The following is a 17,821-nucleotide window of genomic DNA, read 5'->3' as shown; positions in this document are numbered from 1 at the left end:
GCATGACTTGGCCGGAAGGACCGGGAGGCGTTCCGGCAGGACTGCCTCCGGGGCCCAACGTCTACGCGTTCCCCGACACGGAGTCAAGGTCCGGCGGAAAGATTTCCGCTGTCCTGACGGAATCGTCCGCGCGGGCGGTGCGAATCGACGGAATCCGTTGGCGCCTGGTTCAGCCGCGCCTTCCGTGCAGGCGGCGGCGAGCCACAACGAGCGTGGCAAGCACCAGAGTTGGCGCGATCGCCGCGGCCAGGACAGGGGCGAAGCGCAGCGTGACCGCACCCGCGAGTGCGCCCGCGACCAGGGCCAGGAGGACTGCGCAGCGCCGCAGGACGTCCTTGGTCGAGCCGTGGGACAGGGACTCGGCGACGGAGGTGAGCGTGCCGGTGACGAAGGTCGTGGTGATGCCGGCCCTGGCGATGCGGCGGGCGGTGGCGGTCTGGAGGCCCATGGCCGCTCCGGACAGCGCGACCAGGGCGATGTCGACCGCGCGGCCCGGCTCCGCGCCGGACTGCGCCCAGATGGCCAGAAAGCCCGTCTGCAGGGCGAGGTTGACGCCGAGCGCGGCGCTGATCCGCGGGTGCCAGAGCCAGTCGGACAGGCCGGACCGATCGGTTATCCGGTAGGCGGCGACGAGGCCCGCCGTGAAGGCGATCACGGCGATGCCCGCGCGGGCGAGGTGCATGTCCGCACCGTGCGCCCCGGCGATGCCGAACAGCACGAGGTTGCCGGTCATGTTGGCCGTGAAGACGCCGCCGAGACCCAGGTAGGCCACGGCGTCGGTGGCCCCGGCCGCCGCGGTGAGCAGGACCAGGAGCAGGTCCACCAGGCGCCGGTCGGACCCGGCGGGCGCCGCGGCGGGCTGGTCGGCGGCGGTGTTGGAGCGGATGGATCTCATCTGGGGCGGTCCTTACGGCAGGGTGCGCGGGCGAGATGTCCGGGCCCTCAAGGCCGGAAGCCTTGACAGGCAACCGGGTGGTGTGGAGAGAATCCCCCGACTTGGTCGGACCATCTGACTATCTTGGCTCACCGGCAGAGCCGTCAACCTCCCCCAAGGAGCAGCGCATGTCACGGACCGATTACGAAGCGCGGGTGGCGGAGCTCGGGCTGGAACTGCCCGACTACAGCAGCCGCCCGTACTACGGCGCCGACTACGGCTCCATGAAGCCCCACCACATCACCGGCAACCTCCTCTTCCTCGGCGGCCACACCGCCGACGACGACCAGGGCAACGTGCGGTTCGCCGGACGTCTGGGCCAGGACCTGACCGTCGAGGAGGGCTACCAGGCGGCCCGCCTCACCGCGCTGAACTGCCTGGGCGGCATCCGGTACGCCCTCGGCTCGCTCGACCGGGTCGCGTCGGTGGTGCGGTCGCTGTGCTTCGTGGTGACCACGCCCGAGTTCGAGGACGTCCACAAGGTCTCCTCCGGGGCCACGGACCTGTTCCGCGACGTGTTCGGCCCCGAGGTCGGACTGGGTGGGCGTGCCACCATCGGCGTCATGAGCCTGGCCCGGCGGAGCTCCTTCGAGGCGTGGGTCACCGTCGAGATCCGCGACTGAGCCCACTCCCGCCGTCCGGCCGGTGTCCTCGGCCGGGGAGCATGGACGCCGTAGGTCATGTTCCGCCCCACCGTTATGGAGGTCGTCAGTTGTCCGTCAACTGGTCGCTCATCACTCCCGAAGCACGTTCCGGCCCGCAGCGGCTGGCCGGACGCATCCACCGGCTGATCGAGGACGGACAACTGGCGGAGGGTGACCGCATTCCTCCCGAACGAGAACTGGCGGACACCTGGCGGGTCTCCCGGGCCACCGTCCGCGAAGCGCTCCGCGAGTTGGAACTGCGCGGACTGGTGGACCGCCGCCCCGGCCGGGGCACCATCGTGGCGGGCATCGCCCGCCCGGCCCTGCGAGACTGGCAGCTGGGCGACATGGACTCGGCGGCCAGGCTCATCCACGAGGTGATGGACCTGCGCTCCGCCGTCGAGCCGCCCGTCGCCGCCCGCGCGGCGGTACGTGCCACCGACACCGACCTGCAGCACCTGAGCGACCTGCTCGCCGAGGCGGACCGGGCGCTGAAGCACGGCCTGCTGCCGCGCCTGGTCCAACTCGACAGCGAGTTCCACGTGGCGCTCGCCAAGGCCGCCCACAACCCGCTGCTGACCCAGCTGCTGGAAACCACCAACCAATGGGTCGAGCTCTCCCGCAACCCCGCCTACCAGAGCACCGAACGGCTCGTCAGCTCGCTGAGGGCGCACGGACGCATCCTGGAGGCCGTCATGGGCCAGGACTCCGAGACGGCCGCGCAGGCCATGTCCGAGCACCTGCTCGAAGTCCACCAGGCGATCGTGGAGACCATCCAGTCCGCGAGCCCGAACGAGCACCAGAGCCCGAGCCAGAGCCCCGGACCCGCTCGCTGACCGGTCGCCCACCGGCCGGGTACCATCCGCACCCCCGACGAACGGCCCCTCCCATGAGCATCCACGCACCCGCTCCCGCCCCGACCGCCTTCGCGCTGGCCACCCCCCACGCCCTCGCCACCGCCGCCGGCGAGCAGGCCGTACGCGACGGCGGGAACGCCGTCGACGCGGCCATCGCCGCGGCCATCGCACTCACCGTGGTCTACCCCCACCAGTGCGCCGTCGGCGGGGACTTGATCGCCCTGGTCGCCCGGCCCGGCCGGCATCCCGTCGCGGTCAACGGCAGCGGAGCGGCACCCATGGCCGCCGACCCGGACGCCCTCGCCGGCGCCGGCGGGATGCCGGTCACCGGCCCGCTCAGCGTCACCGTGCCCGGCGTCGTCGCGGGCTGGGCCACCCTCTCCCGGACCGCCGGACGGCTCCCCTTCGACCGGCTGTTCACCAGCGCCATCGCCTACGCCCAGGAAGGGGTGCCCACCGCGCCCGGCGTCGCGCACGCCCTCACCCTCGAACAGCCCCTGCTCGCACCGGACGAGGGCATGCGCGAGGTCTTCTTCGCCGCCGGCCGGCCGCTCGCCGCCGGCGAACCGCTCGTCCAGCCCGCCCTGGCCCGGACCCTCGCGGCCATCGCCGACCACGGGCCGGACGCTCTCTACCACGGGGAGATCGGGGCCTCGATCGTCGGCCACCTGCGGAGCCTCGGCTCGCCCATCACCCGCGACGACCTCGCCCGGCACCGCACCGAGACCACCGAGCCGATCGGCCGGACCTTCCGCGGCGAGGAGTACCTCACCGCGCCACCGAACTCCCAGGGCCAGCACTTGCTGCAGATCCTCGGCGCCGTGGAACGCCTCGATCCGGGCCTCGACCTGCTCGGAGCCGACGCGGCCGTGCTCGCCCGCGTCTTCCGACAGGCCGCGAACGACCGGGACACCTTCCTCGCCGACCCCCGGTACGCGCCCGTCCCCGTCGACGACCTGCTCGGCGCCGCCCGGATCGCCCGGATCGCCGAGGCCGCCACCGACCCGGACGCCCACCCCGGCGGGCCCTCCCCGACCGCAGCCGCGCAGGCCGCCCGCCCCAGCGGCGACACCGTCGCCGTGGTCGCCATGGACGCCGAAGGCAACGCGGTCTCCCTGATCCAGAGCCTCTTCCACAGTTTCGGATCCGGCATCCTCGACCCGGCCACCGGTGTCGTCCTGCACAACCGGGGGTCGTTCTTCAGCCTGCTCCCGGGCGCCCCCAACCACCTGCGCGGCGGCAGCCGCCCCGCCCACACGCTGATGCCCGTCCTGACCCGGCGGGACGGCGCCGTCACCGGCGCGCACGGCACCATGGGTGGCAAGGCGCAACCGCAGATCCACGCCCACCTCGCGCTGCGCCTGCACGCCGGGGACTCCGTCACCACCGCCCTGCACAGCCCCCGGTGGGTGGTCGGCGGCATGGAGGTGGACGCGCCGACGGACGCCGTCTTCGTGGAACCGGACGTCCCCGCCGCCGCCATCGGCTCCCTGCGCGGCATGGGTGCGCAGGTCCAGGTCGGCGGGACTCTCGACGAGCAGGTCGGCCACGGCCAACTGGTCCGGGTGGGCCCCGGCGGCACGTTGCACGCCGCCGCCGACCCGCGCAGCGACGGGGCGGCGATCAGCCGCGCCTGAAACCGCGACAGGGTCGCCCGGGCCGCGCGCCCTGGTAACCGGAGGAGCCCCTGCCGGGGCTTCCGCACGGCTGGAAGCCCCGCGCGCCCGGCGGAAGGGCACCTCGACCCGCCGTCCGGCCTGACGCAGCGAAGCGGGCGCGGCACGCGGCTGCGCCGCGATCGCGCTGCCGACCGCCCTCCACCTCTGGCGAGCGCACCGGGTTCAGCCGCTCGGCTCGGCGGATTCACTCCCCGGGGTATCTGACGCAGAGTGAGCAGGCCTCCCCCGGGTGCGCGGCTCCCGGGGGTGTAGGAAAATTGTAAATGCCCGAACCTCCGAGGCGTCTGCGCCTGGTGGGCATTGCCAGGTCGGCGCCGTGCACTGGATGGGTCGTCGGTCATCGTGGCTGGAAACGACGTGTGGAGTCCGTTCCGGGAGCTGGGTGACGCCGTCGCACGGGAGTGGCGGGCGCACGACTTCGGGGAGGACGCCTTCGTCGGCATCGCCGTGCGGCGCCTGTCGGAGGCCGCCTGCTTAGACGAGGTCGACGCGCTCGAACTGGCCGCGCGGGCCGCGAGTGAGCCGGTGCTTCCGGCGCAGACGGATCTCGACGCCCGTTTCGGCCAGCCGCCGCTCACGCTGTACAGCACCAGCCGCTTCCACATGACGCTGCTGTACTGGCTGGAGTCGACCACGTCCATCCACGAGCACGCGTTCCAGGGCGCCTTCCGCGTGCTCCACGGGTCGAGCCTGCACAGTTCCTGGCGCTTCGACGAGAGTGCGCGGATCTCGGGGCGGCTGCTCCTCGGCCGCACGACCCGGCTGCGGTCGGAGGTCCTGGCCGTGGGCGATGTGCGCCCGATCCTGCCGGGCGCCCGGGGCGCGCACGCGCTGTTCCACCTCGACCAGCCGTCGGCGACGCTGGTCGTCCGGACCCGGTCCGACCCCGGCGCTCAGCCCCAGTACGAGTACTGTCCACCGTCGCTCTCGGTCAACCCGTTCGACGAGGACCCGTCGCTCACCCGCCGGCTCCAACTGCTGCACCTCTTACGGCAGGAGGACGAGAAGGGGCTGCGGGAGGCCGTCCGGCGCTCCCTCGCCACGGACGATCTCGTCTCCGCCGTCACCGTCCTGCTGGACGTGTGCGGGCTGGACCTCGACGGCGCCTTCACCGAGGAGGCGATCGGCCTCGTCGCCGACCGGCGGGCGGAGTTCGCCGACCCCTTGCGGGCAGCCGCCCGCGAGGTGGTGCGCGACCACCGGCTGACGGCCCTGCGCCGCCGGGTGAACTCCCCCGAGGCGCGGCTCGTGCTGGCGCTCGCGCTGAACGGCCTGGACCGCCGGGGCTCCCTGGACGCCTTCGCCGCACGGTACGGGGCCGATCCGGTCGGGCGGATGGCTGCGGGGATCGGCGATCTGCTCTCCCAGGCCGACGGGATCGATCCCGTCGAGCCGCTGCCGGAGATCCTTCGTCTCCTGCTGGGCGGGAGCCCGGCCGAACGCGTGGTCCACGAGCTGGGCGGGCGCCCGGAATACCATCCGCGTCTCATCGAGAAGATCACGGACATCCTGCTGCGGTCCCCCACTCTGCAGCGGCTGTTCCGCTAGCCGAACGGAAAGGAGGTGGGAGCGATGACCGAACGCCAGGTGGACCTGCAGAAGCTTGCCCAGGAGCTGTCCGACAGCGAGTTGATCAATTTGGCGGAGAAGCTCCGCGGGCATCTGACGCCCGAGGTGATCAACAGCGAGAAGCAGACCCAGTCGTTCGTGGCATGCAATCCCAACTACTGCGTCGTAGTCCGCCCGCTTGAGGAATGAGGAATGGCATCGTCGACAACCGGCACACGGTGACCGCAGGAGTCGGGGCGCCATCGCCACCGGCCCTGCGGCCACCCCCGAACAAGGCCACCCCGAACAAGGCCACCCCGAACAAGGCCGCCCCGAACAAGCGGACCCACGAACAAGGGGACCGGACGCCCGGCGGAGGTTCATCACCATGGCCGGCCCGCGCGACCGCCTGACCGCCCCGCCCGGTGCGGCCCCCCGGGCGGAGTATCTGCACCACCGGATCGACGAGGTACTGGAGTTCGCCGCCGGGCAGCTGCGACACCTGGACGACTACGCCGCCCACTGGCACGACGACCCCGGCGAGATGGTCCGCAAGGAGGACAAGGTCGCCATCGAGACGGCGATGCTCCTGCTGGTGACCGGCCGGATTCCGGGTCACCGGGACGGCGAGGCCTGGCGGCGGCTCGTCGACGAGTGCGTACGGAGGTGCCGCGGCGGCCGGGTGCGCTGCGTGATCGCCCGCCACCCCAGAACGGTGTCGAGTCTGGGCCTGGGCCACCTTTTCCTTTCCGCCCTGGGCTGCCCGGACGAGGACCTGGACCACCTGCTGGAAAACGCGGTCGGGACCGGCCAGGTGGGCATCGAGGAGCATGTGCCGTTCCGTCGCCTGGAATTCGAGTGGGCGCGGCGCGGGGCGGCGCATCCGGCGTTCGCCGAATCCGGCCGGGCGGCGTCGAAGTGGCGTCCGGAGGTGTCGGCCATTGCCTCCGATCGGGACGGTCTTTACGCCACCCGGGAGGACTGCTACGCACTCACCCATACCCTCATGTACGCCACCGACTTCGGCGCGGCCGGGATTCCGGGAATCGACACGGAAAGGCTCCGGTCCTCGATCGGATCCACCATCTGCTTCGCGCTGGCCATCGACGATTTCGACCTGCTGGGGGAATTGCTGCTGGCCGATGCGGTACTGCCGGGGCACGCCTCGGCGGCCGCACGCTGCGGCTGGGCGGTGCGCACCCGGGTGCTCGACGACCGGGGGGCGCTGCCCGGTCCCACGTTCCGGGACGCGGAGCTGGCGAAGCAGGAACCGGCCGGCCGCGCCGGCTACCGCTTCTACCACTCGTACCACACGACCTACGTCGACGCGCTGCTGTGCGCGGCCGTCCTCTCCCGGCGCCACCACTGGTTCGCCCCGGAACCGGCCGACGGGCCGCGGGCCGACGAACCGCAGGCCGACGACCGGAGGATCCGGCGGATCGCCGGTCTCGCCTGGCCCGGCGGCCCCCGTTCCGGGGCGGCGGCCGCACTTCTCGACCTGTGCACCCGGTCGATCGTGCCGGGCGCCCGCCTCGGGCCGCTGGCCGAAACCGCGATCATCGAGGTCGTGCGGCGGTACGACCTGGTCGCCCTGCGCAGGATCCTCCAGGAAGTCCGCGGCAGTTCGATAGCGGAGTCACGGAGCATCGCGGTGGCGACGCGCTTCCTGGCGAATCAGACGGCGCTCGCCACCTGCCTGGAATCACCGGTCACCCCTCGCAGTAAACCTTGAATTCGGCTCCAGTGAATGCCGGGGCACTGTCCGGTCGTACCGAGAGGTCCATTCCAAGCCATTTCATCAGACCTTTCCGGACCACCATTGACTGGCCACCGCCAATGGCTACGATGGAGACACCCTGCGCCACAATGGAATGCACCCGTGAACAATCTCCTCAGGGGAGCTCTAATTTGAACGCGCCGATATCCACCGCACTGGTTTCCACCGGCCTCGACGCCACGGGTGTGCGCACGCATCCGCTGTGCGGGCCGGCCGACCGCATGCCGGCCGCCTATCGCGGGCCGCACCGGCTGAGTCACGGCGGCTGGCTGGACTTCACCAGCCGGCTGGAGCGCCGGGAGGAGATCTCGCTGATCTGCTCCACCACCGCCGCCAACAAGCGCGCGCTCGACGTCGGCGGCGGCACCGGTGACCTCACCCGCGCCGTGGCCGTCCAGCTGGGCCACTGCACCACCGTCGAGCCGCACAGCCAGCGGGTGGCGACGCTCACCGAGCGCGCGGAGGAGGGCGGCACCGGCACGATCGAGATCATCCCCGGGCACGCGGAGTCGCTGCCGTTCCCGGACGCCTCGTTCGACGTGGTGTTCGCCACCTGGATCCTGCCCTACGTGGACGATCTGGAGCGGTCCGTCGCCGAGTTGGCGCGGGTCTGCGACCGCACCGACCCGGAGGCGAAGGTCGTACTGATCGGCGGCGCCGACGACAACGAGCTGGTGAGCATCCTCAACGAGACCTGCGTCCCGCTGGCCGGCGAGCCCCATGACCACCAGGGCTATCTGCTGGCCACCGCGGCCGAGTTGCTGAGCACGCACGGGTTCCACGACTTCTCGCTGTACCGGACGGAGGCCGCGCTGCACTTCCCCGAGCCCGACCTGGACGACCGGGTCCGGGCGGCGACGACGACGCTGGTCAACTTCTGGTACGAGGACCACCCGGACGCCGGGGCGATGCGGCAGGCGATCGCGCCCGCGCTGCGCCGCCACTTCGCACGCCGCCCGCACGCGATCGGGGACCAGGGTGCCGTCCTGGTCGCCCGGCCCGGATCGGCCGCCAAGTCCTGACCCCCACAGGCCGGTTGAGGGCCCCCGGACACCCCGGGGGCCCTCAGCCGTGTGGCCGCTCAGACACATGGCCGCTCAGACACATGGCCGCTCAGACACATGGCCGCTCAGACGCGATGACCACTCCACCGCACCGGCCGCTCAACCACGTGGCCGCTCAAGCACGCAGCCGCTCAGACCGCGTCCGGCGCCGCCGCCCGCAGGAACGCCCGCGCGACCGCGACCGGCGTCTGGTCGGCGACCTGCCGCGGCGCCTGCCCGACGGCCGCGTGGTAGGCCTCCGGGTCGTCGACCAGCTCCCGCAGCGCCCGCCAGATCCCCTCCGGCCCCTGCTCCAGCTCCACCATCCGGCCCGCCCCGCCGGTGAGCACGGGCAGGTGCCCGAGCCCGTACCCGACCACCGGCGTGCCCACCGACAGCGACTCGGCGGCGACGTTGCCGAAGGTCTCCGGCGCGTTCGAGCCCATCACGGTGACGGCGGCGCCCGCGAGGAACGGCTGCACCTCCTGCCAGGGCAGGGCGGGCAGGATCTCGACGTCCGGCAGGCCGGCGGCCAGGGCGCGGCATTCGCTGATCACCTGCTCCTGCATGCCGGGCCAGAACTCGAACCCGGCCGCCGCCAGCACGATCTGGACGGGCCGGCCGAGCCCTTCGGCGGGGTAGGCGCGGAGCAGCTCGGCGACGCCCTTCTGCGGATCGGCCCGGGAGAGCGTCCGCACCGGGCCGGTGCGCCGCAGCCGCTCGCGCTCCTCGGCGGTGGGCGGCGCACTGTGGTGCAGCAGGGCGTTGGGCAGGGCCTGCCAGCCGGTGGTGTCGAGCCCGGCGCGGGCGGCCTCGCCGGTCAGGAAGTCGCTGACCGGCAGGACGACGCCCGGCTGGTGCTTGAGGCTCTCGTGCATCGCGTCGTCGGTGCGCAGGAAGTGCACCATCAGCGCGGTGCGCACGCCGGGCGGGGCGGGGTTGAGGAAGCCGAGGCCGGCGCCCGCGTCGACCCAGCAGACCAGGTCGACCCGGTGGGCGGTGAGCAGGTCCCGCACCTCCCGGTCGACGGCGGCGGGTTCGGCGAGCAGGCGCATCACCTCGTCGTACTGGACGGGGCGCGGCAGGGCGAGGCTGCTCAGGCGGAGCAGGTCGGGGTCGTCGGCCGGGTGGGCCGGGCCGGCCGCCACGATGAGGGCGCGGTGGCCCAGTTCGCGCAGGCCGTCGGCGAGCGAGGCGATGCTGCGCTCGATCCCGGCCGGTTCGTCGGGGTTGTGGGTCAGCAGCACGAAGGCGATGTTCACGCGCGTGGTCCGTTCAGGGTCGGAGCAGGTCGGAGCAAGTCGGAGCAGGTCGGAGCAGGTCGGATCGGGGGCGAAGGCGCCTGGCGGCGGCGCCGAAGGGGCGCCGCCGCCGGGTGGTCGTGCGGGGAGCGGTCAGCGCCCGGTGTGGGCGGGCGCCAGGGCGAGGACCTGCGCGCGCAGGCCCTGGTCCGTGGTGAACTCCCCGGACAGGTGGCTGGTCACCATGACCGCCCCGTGCGCCTCGGCCCCGCGCAGGGTGAGGCAGGCGTGTTCGGAGCGGATCAGGCAGGCCGCGCCGAGCGAGGTCAGGTGCTTGCTGAGCGCCTCGACCACCTGCTCGCCGAGCCGCTCCTGCACCTGCGGCCTGGCCGCGTACTCCTGGAGCACCCGGGCGAGCTTGGAGAGGCCGACGATGTGGGCGCCCGGCGCCGGGAGGTAGGCGACGGTCGCCCGGCCGAGGAACGGCAGGACGTGGTGCTCGCACACGGCGACGAAGGGGACGTCGACGGCGGCGATGATCCCCTGGTTGACGGACTCGGCCGGGAACTGCACCTTCAGGTGCCGGGTCGGGTCCTGGCGCAGCCCGTCGGTCATCTCGGCCAGGGCCTTCACGAACCGGTAGGGGGTGCGCCGGGTGGACGCGCTGTCGCAGTCGATGCCGAGCGACGTGAGCATGGCGCGCGCGTGGGCGGTGGCCTGGTCCAGGGCGGCCTCGCCGGAGAGCTCGGCCCCGGAGAGGGCGGCCCCGGTGAGAGCCGATCCGGTGAGAGCCGGGCTGTCGATACTGGTCATGTCGTGAACTCCTCGGTGGACAACGGGGACGGCCGGCCGAGCTCAGGCCGGCACATTGCGCCATCCCGCGGCATTGACGTGGGTCTCGTTCACCAGGACCTCCTGGACGAACGCGCCGGGCGCACTGTCCAACGAGCGCAGCGCCTCGTCGGCGACCCTGGCGAGCAGTTCGGCGACGGCCTCGACGGTCGGGTACGACAGTCCTTCGGCGAGTCGTTCGGCCGGGGTCGGGTCGGCGGCGCCGAAGCGGAAGAGCTTGCTCTTGTGCTCGGTCAGCACCGCGGCGAGCGGGTCGTCGGCGCCCAGCATGGCGCCGTGGTCGAGGTGGGTGTCGATCCACGAGCGGATCCGCGCCTTGAACGCGCCGAACTCCACCACCGTGCCGTCGGCGAGGGCCGGCGCCGAGATGCTGGCCTGCATCCACCAGGAGTGCCCGTGGAAGTGGACGCACTTGCCTTCCAGGTGCGGAAGCCGGTGCGCGGTCTCGAAGTTGTGCCGCACCGACACGGTGTGCCGGGCCGCCGCCCCACCGGGCAGAAGCAACGTACTCATCAGGAAATCCCCAGGTACTTGTGGGTTTGCAGGGAGAAGTTCCAGAGCGGGTGGTCCAGGCAGTACTGGACGGCTGCGCGGGTGTTGGCCTCGATGTCGGGGCCGTCCATGGGCTGGAGGCGGAAGGACTCGAACGCCAGGTGCTCGAACTGGGACGGTTCGCCGTTCTCCTGCGGGTAGACCAGCTTCAGCTCGTTGCCCCGCTCGACGATCATCTCGGAGCCGAGCTTCGGGCTGACGCAGAGCCAGTCGATGCCGGGCGGCGGCGTCCGGGTGCCGTTGGTCTCCACCGAGACCTCGAAGCCCCGGTCGTGCAGGGCGTCGACGGCGGGGGCGTCGAGCTGGAGCAGGGGTTCGCCGCCGGTGATGACGACGAACCGCTGCTCGCTGGCGTCCGGCGCCCACACTCGTTCGACGGCGGCGGCGAGGTCCTCCGGGGTGGCGAACCGGCCGCCGTTCTCGCCGTCGGTGCCCACGAAGTCGGTGTCGCAGAACTGGCAGATCGCCCGGTGGCGGTCCTTCTCCAGCCCGGTCCACAGGTTGCAGCGGGAGAAGCGGCAGAAGACCGCCGGGCGGCCGGCGTGCCGGCCCTCTCCCTGGAGCGTGTAGAAGATCTCCTTGACGAGGTAGGTCATGCCGACACGCCCTGGTAGCGGACCGGGTCGGCGATGCCGGCCTCGCTGAAGCCCTTGAGCCGCAGCCGGCAGGTGTCGCACTGGCCGCAGGCGCGGGCGTCCTCGTCCGGGTCGTAGCAGCTGGAGGTCAGGGCGTAGTCGACGCCGAGCCCGATGCCGGTGCGGATGATGTCCGCCTTGGACAGGTGCAGCAGCGGCGAGTGCAGGCGGATGCGGTGCTCGCCGTCGGCCGTCGACTTGGTGGCGAGGTTGGCCATCGCCTCGTACGCCGCCAGGTACTCCGGGCGGCAGTCGGGGTAGCCGCTGTAGTCGACGGCGGTGACGCCGGTGAAGATGTCCAGCGCCCCGACGACCTCGGCGTAGGAGAGCGCGAAGGAGAGGAAGATGGTGTTGCGCGCGGGGACGTAGGTGAGCGGGATGCCGCTCTCCATCTCCTCGTCGCTCCGGCCCTTGGGGACCTCGATGTCGTCGGTGAGGGCTGAGCCGCCGAACACCCGCAGGTCGATGTCGGCGATGACGTGCCGCTCCACCCCCTGCCGCTGGGCGACCCGCTGCGCGGCCGCCAGTTCGACGGAGTGGCGCTGGCCGTAGCGGAAGCTCAGCGCGTAGGGCGTGAAGCCCTGGTCCTTGGCGATCGCCAGACTCGTGGTCGAGTCGAGGCCGCCACTCAGCAGCACGATGGCAGGTTTCCCCATAGTGATTCCACTCTTCGGTCGATTACGGCATGACGGGGCCAGTCGAGGGTTGGTGGTGCATCAGAAATGGAAACGAAGTTGAATCCGGCGTAACGACGCATGACTCTGCGGCATTCGAAGTACGTGCGTTCACGGGGGCGCACAGGGACTCGAACACCGCGGAACCGGCCGGCCGGTAAAATTTTCAACAGCCGAAACCCAGGGAGATTCCGGCAGCTCATCCAGCTTTCAATGGGCAGCATGGCCCTGTCAAGGAGTTGGCCGGTTTGCGCGGTCCAGACCACGAGACGGCGGGTCGAGAACGGACATGCCAGGTCAGGCCGTACGCCGCCCACAAGTGGAGGTTTACCATTCCGCAGCATGGATCAGGGCAGATCGCAGTGGTCTTGACCAATCGGGGTACGCCGCCATCACCTTGCCATCCGCCCACCCCGCCCGTTACCGAAAGACTGTCCACGACTGGCATGGATTCGGCCAGGCCGGAGTTCCGGCCCGGCCGAATTGAGCGAGAGGCGCGGGGAATCGGCCACCGAAAGGGAATTCGGCCACGCATTGCCCGAAAGGGCAGGAGGAATGCCCGGATGACCTTGAAATGTTTATCAGAGCCTGCACCGGGAGACCGGCCCCCAGGCGCGCGGCCGCTACAGCGCGCCGCCCCAGAGCTTCAGTTGGAACCACACGGTCTTGCCGCGGTAGCCCTCACCGCGGAGGTGGGCGCCCCAGGAGTCGGCGAGGGCGTCGACGAGGTGCAGGCCGCGGCCGGCCTCGTCGTCGAGGGCGGCCTCGCGGGGCTGGGGAAGGTCCTCATTGGCGTCGGTGACCTCGACCCGGAGCAGGTCGTCGACGATCAGGCAGCGGACACCCACGAGACGGTCACGCGGGCCACGGGCGTGCCGGCAGGCGTTGGTGACCAGCTCGCTGAGAAGGAGGACGGCGATCTCGGTGGTCTCGTCGGCGACCTGCCAGACGTAGGCCTGCCGGAGCAGTTGGACGCGGGCCCGGCCGGCGCTGCGGGGGTGGCGGGGGAACATCCACTCGATGTCGACAGCCTGAGTGATCATCAGTGTCCTTGGGGGCATGGGGAGGTCGGGCCTCACTCCGTGGGGCGAAGTTCGGCCATTGCACGTTCCAAGCGTCGGCAACCGGGCATAGCCTCGGGAGTTACGACGCCGGTACCTCAGCACTTGCACCGCAGGTTGACCGGCACGAGGAGGGGATCCGGAGATGGCCACGCCCAAGCAGAACCCGACGGCATGGAAGTACTGCGGCGACCAAATCAAGCGCTGGCGCGCCCAAGCCGGTGTCACTCGAGATGAGTTGAGCACAGCCTCGAACTACGACTGCGAGAGCGTGCGGTCGATGGAGGCCGGACGAAGGAAGCCTTCACTGAAGCTCCTCACCGTTGCCGACGAGTTGTGCAACGCACGAGGCATGCTGCTCGGGGCCTACCAGTACCTGGCCTCGGAGAGCCCGCCTACTCGCACCGACTCGTACCGCGACGCCGAAGACGAGGCCATCGCGATGTACTCGTATGAGCCTCTCTACATCCCCGGCCTGCTACAGACGGAGGAGTATGCGAGAGCGATCTTGAGCAACACCATGCCGCCCGTGGACGATGCGACGGTCGAGGATCGCGTCAAGGCTCGGATGCTCCGACAGGAGAAGCTGACCCTCCGCCCCACCGTGCTGTACAGCTTCGTGATCTACGAGGCGGCCCTCCACGCCGGCCTGGGCGGCCCAGGAACGATGCAGCGACAGCTGCACCGCCTGCTGGAGACCGAACAGTTGCGCAATGTGCGAGTCCAGATCCTGACCATCGACCGGGCCATCCCCTCGGCCCTCTCCGGATCGATGGTTGTCATAGAGACGGTCAATCACGAGCACTACGTATATGTGGAAACCCATGGAACGAACGCACTCCACTCCGACCCGAAGGTCGTGAGCGAGCTCAGCACGCGGCACGCGATAATCCGCGCGCAAGCCCTCAGCGTTGAGGATTCCATGCAGTTCATCAGAAAGGTAGCGGAGCAACTATGAGCGTCGCAGCACCGTGGATCCGGTCCAGCTACAGCGACTACGAGGGCGGCAACTGCGTCGAGGTGGCTGCCCACCCCAACCTCGTCCACGTCCGGGACTCCAAGGACAAGGCCGGCCCGCAGCTCGCCTTCTCGCCCTCCGCCTGGGCCGCCTTCCTCACCTTCGCGGCCGAAGCTCCGGTGTCGGCGGTCGAGTGACCTTCTAGTGGAATGGGTGGGTAGCCACCTCCCACCCACCCAAGTACCGCCACAGTCAGCACATATGACCAACGACGTGAGAGTCGACCTCACCGTGACGCCGGAAGAGGTCATCCACTGCCCCAACGCCCGTCGGTCCGCCCGGATCCTCCGGGACGTCCTGCCGACGGAGAAGGCAGCAGCTGTCCCGGCCCTCGCCCGGCGGCGCGCCGCCGGGCGAGGGCTTGACCACTGCGCCGTCACCACAGGAACGCCCACGTCGACCGGCGCTGGGCGGGCAGCCAGGCTTGACGGCGAGGCTCAGACGGATTCCTGCTTGGGCGCGTATCGCAGCACGACGACGTCACCGAGCTGCTGGACGCCGATCAGCCGCATCCGGTGGGTGCTGCACCACGCATGATCCGGGACTGGGAGCGCTGGGGGCTCCTCCCGTTCGGCTATGACCCCGCCGATCTGTGAGCGAGCAGCCTCCCCGTACCCACCCGGCGTTGGCGAAGCGAACAAGAGTGCACATTGCCTTTGACCCGCTGGTTCGTGGTGAGTGACCAGCGTGCGCAACGGTAGGCGAAGCCCCGCCCGTGCGCCGCTGTGGCGTGCACGGGCGGGACCGGATCTGGGTGGCGCTGCCAGGCCGCCGGTAGGGCCCGGGGCGAGGGCGGCCCGTCAGCTCTGCCGCGGAACCGGGTGGTCAGGAGAGTCGAGCCAGGCCGTCTGACCCTCCGGGGTGACCGTCAGGCCGAACCGCTCGTACCCGGGGCGGTCCTGGTCGGCCCACCACCGGTACGCGGCGGCCACCTCGTCCCACAGCCGGCGGGGGCCGGACCGCACCACCTCGTACTCCGTGCGGTCCAACCATCTGTTCGAACTCCACAAGCAGGAGTGGGCAGCCGGCGGCGAAGCTTCAACCGACCGCTCGAAGCCGTTCGAGCAGTTCGGCGACGGAAGCGGTCTGCGTGTATCGCGACAGCTCTGGTTCGAGGTCGCGGATCATCGTCACGCACCTGGGGGCGTCGATCCGGCTGGCCAGGTCGAGGGAGCGTGTGGCGGTCTCCGCGGCGATGTCGGGTTCGCCGTCGCGGAGGTAGGTCTCGGCCTGGTAGGTCAGGAACACGGATCTGGTCTTGGAGCGGGTGGCGGGCAGCAAAGCAATGCCCTCGTCCATGAGCTGGTGGGCCTGGCGGCGCTGACCGAGGTCCGCGAGGCAACGGCCGCTGTCCGCGGCCAGGTCGGCGTGCGACATCCACGAGCACCAGGCGGGTGCGGGATCATACGGCGGGGTATCCATCGCCTTCTCTGCGGCGGCGAGGGCCCGGCGGCACAGGCCGCCCTCGTCGAGCACGGCGAGGGCGCGGGCCTGTCGCAGGTGAAGGAGGGACCGCGCGGTGGGGTGCTGAGTCCGAGGGATGGCGTGGTCGAGGATGTCGGCGGCGGCTCGTGCGTCCTTGAGCCACAGCAGTTGATACGCGAGATCGGACAGGATGCCCGCGCCGAGGTCGCGCTGGTGGGCGGTGTGGGCGTTGTGGAGAGCGGCGTGCCAGAAGCGGCCCGCGGACGCGTGGCGCCGTTCGCCCGAAGTGCACACCGTTCGGGATACAGCGAGGGGCCTTTGAAACCCCGCCCGGCAGACGGCCGGGCGGGGTGGTTGTGGCGTGGACTACCGGTCGTCGCCGATGGCGAAGACGGCACGTACGGCGGGGGCGCAGCGGGGGCAGGCGAAGAGGACCTGTCCGGGGCTGGCGGCCTCCTGGGCGCCCACAGCGGTGACGTCGGGGCCGTTGTCGGCACAGATACGTTCTGACTCGTACCGGCACGCGCGAGGACGTGCCGAGACGCCTAGGCTCTGCGTCATGGCTGCCACACCTATCGACCCGGACGCCGAAGAGCACCCGTACCAGCAGATCGCTGCCGATGTGATCCGGGCCATCCGGTCGGGCGAACTGCGCCCCGGCGGGCGGGTGCCGTCCGAGTCGGCCTTGATACAGACCTACGGGGTGGCCCGGAACACCGCACGGCATGCGGTCGAGTTCCTGCGCGACGAGGGGTGGGTCCGGACCCTCCCGCAGCGCGGAACGTTCGTGGTGGACCGCGAGGGCGAGAGCGAGCCCAACGCGTAGGTCCAGCCGGAATCGATGACGCCCCGGCCACCTCTCCACGACGGGAGGGGACAGCCGGGGCTGTTCCGGGGCCGATCACGCCTTCCGGTAGTCGCGCCATGTGCGGGCGGCGCCGACCATGCGGGTCGTCCACGGGTCGGGGTCGTCCTCGCCGATCTCGTCCCACATGTTGGCGTTGGCGACAGCGAACGCGTTGACCTCCTCGGCGGACGCCGCCTGCCATGTCGGAACGCGGGCGGCCCATCCTTCGGCCGAGGCGGGGTCGTGCCCGAACGCGATCAGCCAGAGCGCCCAGTACCCGGCATCCAGCCACGGGGCGCCCTTGGTGGCCCAGGCCCAGTCAACGAGTTGGGCGCTCTGGTCGGTCACGAGGACGTTCGTGTTGTGCCAGTCGGTGTGAAGCAGCGCCTCCCCAGCGAACTGATCAAGGTCTTCCGGCCGTGCGGCGTACCGGGCGAGTCGCTGCTCCGCGCGCCGTAGTTCGATCGGTGGGCAAGGGATCTCCGACAGACGCCGCAGTGTGGCAACGACCTTCGGCAGGTCGGGTGAGCCAGGCCGGTAGTCGGCGTGGTGTCCGTCGACCGCTTCGAAGATCAACAGGTCCCACCCGTCGGATTCGACACGGGCGACCAAGGCGGGTGCGATCCCTCGCACATACGGGTTCACTTCCGCCTCTCGGGCCTGAGTCCACGCTCGTCGGTGGTCTGCCCGCAGCCCCTTCACGTAGTACATGCCAGTCGGCGACATCAGACGGGCGGCGATCGAGCTGTTGAAGCCCTCGGTCTCCGACTCCACCTTCAGGACCGGGCCGGTGTGCGCCTCGACGGCCCTGCGTGCCGTAACAGGCAGGTCCGCGTACGGGATTCGGGATGTGGTCACAGTCGTCCGTTCGTCTGTCGTGGCAGGCCCCGGCCGGGCCCCAGGCTGAAACGCCGGGAACCCACCCAGGGACACGTCACGCTAGGGCGCGTATTCGGTCGTGATCAATCTGTGTGATTCACCTTCGCGGCGGGTCCTGATCCGGTAGACCGTGGTGTGTGACGCGAGCGCAACTG

22 protein-coding genes are annotated in these 17,821 nt (G+C 70.9%); 11 read left to right on the top strand and 11 right to left on the bottom strand.

The genetic code is table 11. The features are described from left to right. Positions 1-169: 169 nt before the first annotated feature. The gene (locus tag AB0P06_RS24410) at positions 170-895 is read right to left on the bottom strand and encodes a YoaK family protein (RefSeq protein WP_363610719.1); all 726 of its coding nucleotides are present in this window, start codon (positions 893-895) and stop codon (positions 170-172) included. Between the two features lie 167 nt (positions 896-1,062). Between AB0P06_RS24410 and AB0P06_RS24405 the strand changes: the two genes are divergently transcribed. From AB0P06_RS24405 to AB0P06_RS24375, 7 genes are all read left to right on the top strand, one after another. After that, a complete protein-coding gene (locus AB0P06_RS24405) occupies positions 1,063-1,557 on the top strand; it encodes a RidA family protein (protein ID WP_363610717.1) in 495 nt (164 codons plus the stop codon). An 89-nt stretch (positions 1,558-1,646) separates the two neighbouring features. After that, the gene (locus AB0P06_RS24400) at positions 1,647-2,414 is read left to right on the top strand and encodes an FCD domain-containing protein (protein ID WP_363610715.1); all 768 of its coding nucleotides are present in this window, start codon (positions 1,647-1,649) and stop codon (positions 2,412-2,414) included. Between the two features lie 53 nt (positions 2,415-2,467). Continuing rightward, positions 2,468-4,072 carry a gamma-glutamyltransferase gene (locus AB0P06_RS24395; RefSeq protein ID WP_363610713.1) on the top strand — a complete coding sequence of 535 codons (1,605 nt, stop codon included), beginning with the start codon at positions 2,468-2,470 and terminating at the stop codon, positions 4,070-4,072. 399 nt (positions 4,073-4,471) lie between these two features. Further along, positions 4,472-5,662 (top strand): hypothetical protein, encoded by a 1,191-nt coding sequence (locus AB0P06_RS24390; RefSeq protein ID WP_363610711.1) that lies wholly within the window; start codon positions 4,472-4,474, stop codon positions 5,660-5,662. A gap of 24 nt (positions 5,663-5,686) precedes the next feature. Further along, the gene (locus AB0P06_RS24385; protein ID WP_363610709.1) at positions 5,687-5,872 is read left to right on the top strand and encodes a hypothetical protein; all 186 of its coding nucleotides are present in this window, start codon (positions 5,687-5,689) and stop codon (positions 5,870-5,872) included. Between the two features lie 178 nt (positions 5,873-6,050). Continuing rightward, positions 6,051-7,394: a hypothetical protein gene (locus AB0P06_RS24380; protein ID WP_363610707.1), complete on the top strand. Its 1,344-nt coding sequence runs from the start codon at positions 6,051-6,053 to the stop codon at positions 7,392-7,394. 176 nt (positions 7,395-7,570) lie between these two features. Further along, on the top strand, positions 7,571-8,461 hold the full coding sequence (locus AB0P06_RS24375) for a methyltransferase domain-containing protein (RefSeq protein ID WP_363610705.1): 891 nt from the start codon (positions 7,571-7,573) through the stop codon (positions 8,459-8,461). 173 nt (positions 8,462-8,634) lie between these two features. On the opposite strand, the gene AB0P06_RS24370 is transcribed toward AB0P06_RS24375, so the two are convergent. From AB0P06_RS24370 to AB0P06_RS24345, 6 genes are all read right to left on the bottom strand, one after another. Then, complete coding sequence (locus AB0P06_RS24370) at positions 8,635-9,744, bottom strand: glycosyltransferase family 4 protein (RefSeq protein WP_363610703.1); 1,110 nt, start codon at positions 9,742-9,744, stop codon at positions 8,635-8,637. 132 nt (positions 9,745-9,876) lie between these two features. Further along, positions 9,877-10,536 carry a GTP cyclohydrolase I gene (folE, locus tag AB0P06_RS24365; protein WP_363610701.1) on the bottom strand — a complete coding sequence of 220 codons (660 nt, stop codon included), beginning with the start codon at positions 10,534-10,536 and terminating at the stop codon, positions 9,877-9,879. Positions 10,537-10,578: 42 nt separating this feature from the next. Continuing rightward, positions 10,579-11,088, bottom strand: a complete 510-nt coding sequence (locus tag AB0P06_RS24360) for a 6-carboxytetrahydropterin synthase (protein ID WP_363610699.1) — start codon at positions 11,086-11,088, stop codon at positions 10,579-10,581. Further along, positions 11,088-11,723, bottom strand: a complete 636-nt coding sequence (queE, locus tag AB0P06_RS24355; RefSeq protein WP_363610697.1) for a 7-carboxy-7-deazaguanine synthase — start codon at positions 11,721-11,723, stop codon at positions 11,088-11,090. Before queE ends, AB0P06_RS24360 begins: the two co-directional genes overlap by 1 nt. Continuing rightward, positions 11,720-12,418: a 7-cyano-7-deazaguanine synthase QueC gene (gene queC / locus AB0P06_RS24350; protein ID WP_363610695.1), complete on the bottom strand. Its 699-nt coding sequence runs from the start codon at positions 12,416-12,418 to the stop codon at positions 11,720-11,722. Before queC ends, queE begins: the two co-directional genes overlap by 4 nt. Before the next feature lie 641 nt (positions 12,419-13,059). Next, positions 13,060-13,479, bottom strand: coding sequence for an ATP-binding protein (locus AB0P06_RS24345; RefSeq protein WP_363610693.1), 420 nt, complete (start codon positions 13,477-13,479; stop codon positions 13,060-13,062). Positions 13,480-13,642: 163 nt separating this feature from the next. On the opposite strand from AB0P06_RS24345, the gene AB0P06_RS24340 reads away from it, so the two are divergent. The 3 genes from AB0P06_RS24340 (at position 13,643) to AB0P06_RS24330 (ending at position 15,052) form a co-directional block, all read left to right on the top strand. Further along, on the top strand, positions 13,643-14,455 hold the full coding sequence (locus AB0P06_RS24340; protein WP_363610691.1) for a helix-turn-helix transcriptional regulator: 813 nt from the start codon (positions 13,643-13,645) through the stop codon (positions 14,453-14,455). After that, positions 14,452-14,652, top strand: coding sequence for a DUF397 domain-containing protein (locus tag AB0P06_RS24335; protein WP_363610689.1), 201 nt, complete (start codon positions 14,452-14,454; stop codon positions 14,650-14,652). Before AB0P06_RS24340 ends, AB0P06_RS24335 begins: the two co-directional genes overlap by 4 nt. A 64-nt stretch (positions 14,653-14,716) precedes the next feature. Continuing rightward, positions 14,717-15,052 carry a hypothetical protein gene (locus tag AB0P06_RS24330; protein ID WP_363610687.1) on the top strand — a complete coding sequence of 112 codons (336 nt, stop codon included), beginning with the start codon at positions 14,717-14,719 and terminating at the stop codon, positions 15,050-15,052. A 263-nt stretch (positions 15,053-15,315) separates the two neighbouring features. On the opposite strand, the gene AB0P06_RS24325 is transcribed toward AB0P06_RS24330, so the two are convergent. From AB0P06_RS24325 to AB0P06_RS24315, 3 genes are all read right to left on the bottom strand, one after another. Continuing rightward, positions 15,316-15,504: a hypothetical protein gene (locus tag AB0P06_RS24325; RefSeq protein ID WP_363610685.1), complete on the bottom strand. Its 189-nt coding sequence runs from the start codon at positions 15,502-15,504 to the stop codon at positions 15,316-15,318. Positions 15,505-15,553: 49 nt separating this feature from the next. Then, positions 15,554-16,234 carry a hypothetical protein gene (locus tag AB0P06_RS24320; RefSeq protein ID WP_363610683.1) on the bottom strand — a complete coding sequence of 227 codons (681 nt, stop codon included), beginning with the start codon at positions 16,232-16,234 and terminating at the stop codon, positions 15,554-15,556. A 72-nt stretch (positions 16,235-16,306) separates the two neighbouring features. Continuing rightward, positions 16,307-16,501, bottom strand: a complete 195-nt coding sequence (locus AB0P06_RS24315; protein ID WP_363610681.1) for a hypothetical protein — start codon at positions 16,499-16,501, stop codon at positions 16,307-16,309. Here AB0P06_RS24315 and AB0P06_RS24310 point away from each other — a divergent pair. Then, positions 16,500-16,766 (top strand): winged helix-turn-helix domain-containing protein, encoded by a 267-nt coding sequence (locus AB0P06_RS24310; protein WP_363610679.1) that lies wholly within the window; start codon positions 16,500-16,502, stop codon positions 16,764-16,766. The genes AB0P06_RS24315 and AB0P06_RS24310 overlap by 2 nt on opposite strands. 75 nt (positions 16,767-16,841) lie before the next feature. Here the strand turns inward: AB0P06_RS24310 and AB0P06_RS24305 are convergent, their stop codons facing one another. Then, complete coding sequence (locus tag AB0P06_RS24305) at positions 16,842-17,645, bottom strand: aminoglycoside phosphotransferase (RefSeq protein ID WP_363610677.1); 804 nt, start codon at positions 17,643-17,645, stop codon at positions 16,842-16,844. Between the last annotated feature and the right edge of the window lie 176 nt (positions 17,646-17,821).

This window comes from Kitasatospora sp. NPDC088351 (genome assembly GCF_040685575.1).
Lineage (GTDB): Bacteria > Actinomycetota > Actinomycetes > Streptomycetales > Streptomycetaceae > Kitasatospora.
The sequence above is the reverse complement of the archived record's forward strand: the minus strand, read 5'-3'. Positions and strand labels throughout refer to the sequence as shown.

Coding starts and splice junctions, on each gene's coding strand:
- AB0P06_RS24410 (WP_363610719.1), bottom strand. CDS start 895: ATGAGATCCATCCGCTCCAACACCGCCGCCGACCAGCCCGCCGCGGCG.
- AB0P06_RS24360 (WP_363610699.1), bottom strand. CDS start 11,088: ATGAGTACGTTGCTTCTGCCCGGTGGGGCGGCGGCCCGGCACACCGTG.
- AB0P06_RS24395 (WP_363610713.1), top strand. CDS start 2,468: ATGAGCATCCACGCACCCGCTCCCGCCCCGACCGCCTTCGCGCTGGCC.
- AB0P06_RS24340 (WP_363610691.1), top strand. CDS start 13,643: ATGGCCACGCCCAAGCAGAACCCGACGGCATGGAAGTACTGCGGCGAC.
- AB0P06_RS24380 (WP_363610707.1), top strand. CDS start 6,051: ATGGCCGGCCCGCGCGACCGCCTGACCGCCCCGCCCGGTGCGGCCCCC.
- AB0P06_RS24405 (WP_363610717.1), top strand. CDS start 1,063: ATGTCACGGACCGATTACGAAGCGCGGGTGGCGGAGCTCGGGCTGGAA.
- folE (WP_363610701.1), bottom strand. CDS start 10,536: ATGACCAGTATCGACAGCCCGGCTCTCACCGGATCGGCTCTCACCGGG.
- AB0P06_RS24310 (WP_363610679.1), top strand. CDS start 16,500: ATGGCTGCCACACCTATCGACCCGGACGCCGAAGAGCACCCGTACCAG.
- AB0P06_RS24330 (WP_363610687.1), top strand. CDS start 14,717: ATGACCAACGACGTGAGAGTCGACCTCACCGTGACGCCGGAAGAGGTC.
- queC (WP_363610695.1), bottom strand. CDS start 12,418: ATGGGGAAACCTGCCATCGTGCTGCTGAGTGGCGGCCTCGACTCGACC.
- queE (WP_363610697.1), bottom strand. CDS start 11,723: ATGACCTACCTCGTCAAGGAGATCTTCTACACGCTCCAGGGAGAGGGC.
- AB0P06_RS24315 (WP_363610681.1), bottom strand. CDS start 16,501: ATGACGCAGAGCCTAGGCGTCTCGGCACGTCCTCGCGCGTGCCGGTAC.
- AB0P06_RS24335 (WP_363610689.1), top strand. CDS start 14,452: ATGAGCGTCGCAGCACCGTGGATCCGGTCCAGCTACAGCGACTACGAG.
- AB0P06_RS24345 (WP_363610693.1), bottom strand. CDS start 13,479: ATGATCACTCAGGCTGTCGACATCGAGTGGATGTTCCCCCGCCACCCC.
- AB0P06_RS24385 (WP_363610709.1), top strand. CDS start 5,687: ATGACCGAACGCCAGGTGGACCTGCAGAAGCTTGCCCAGGAGCTGTCC.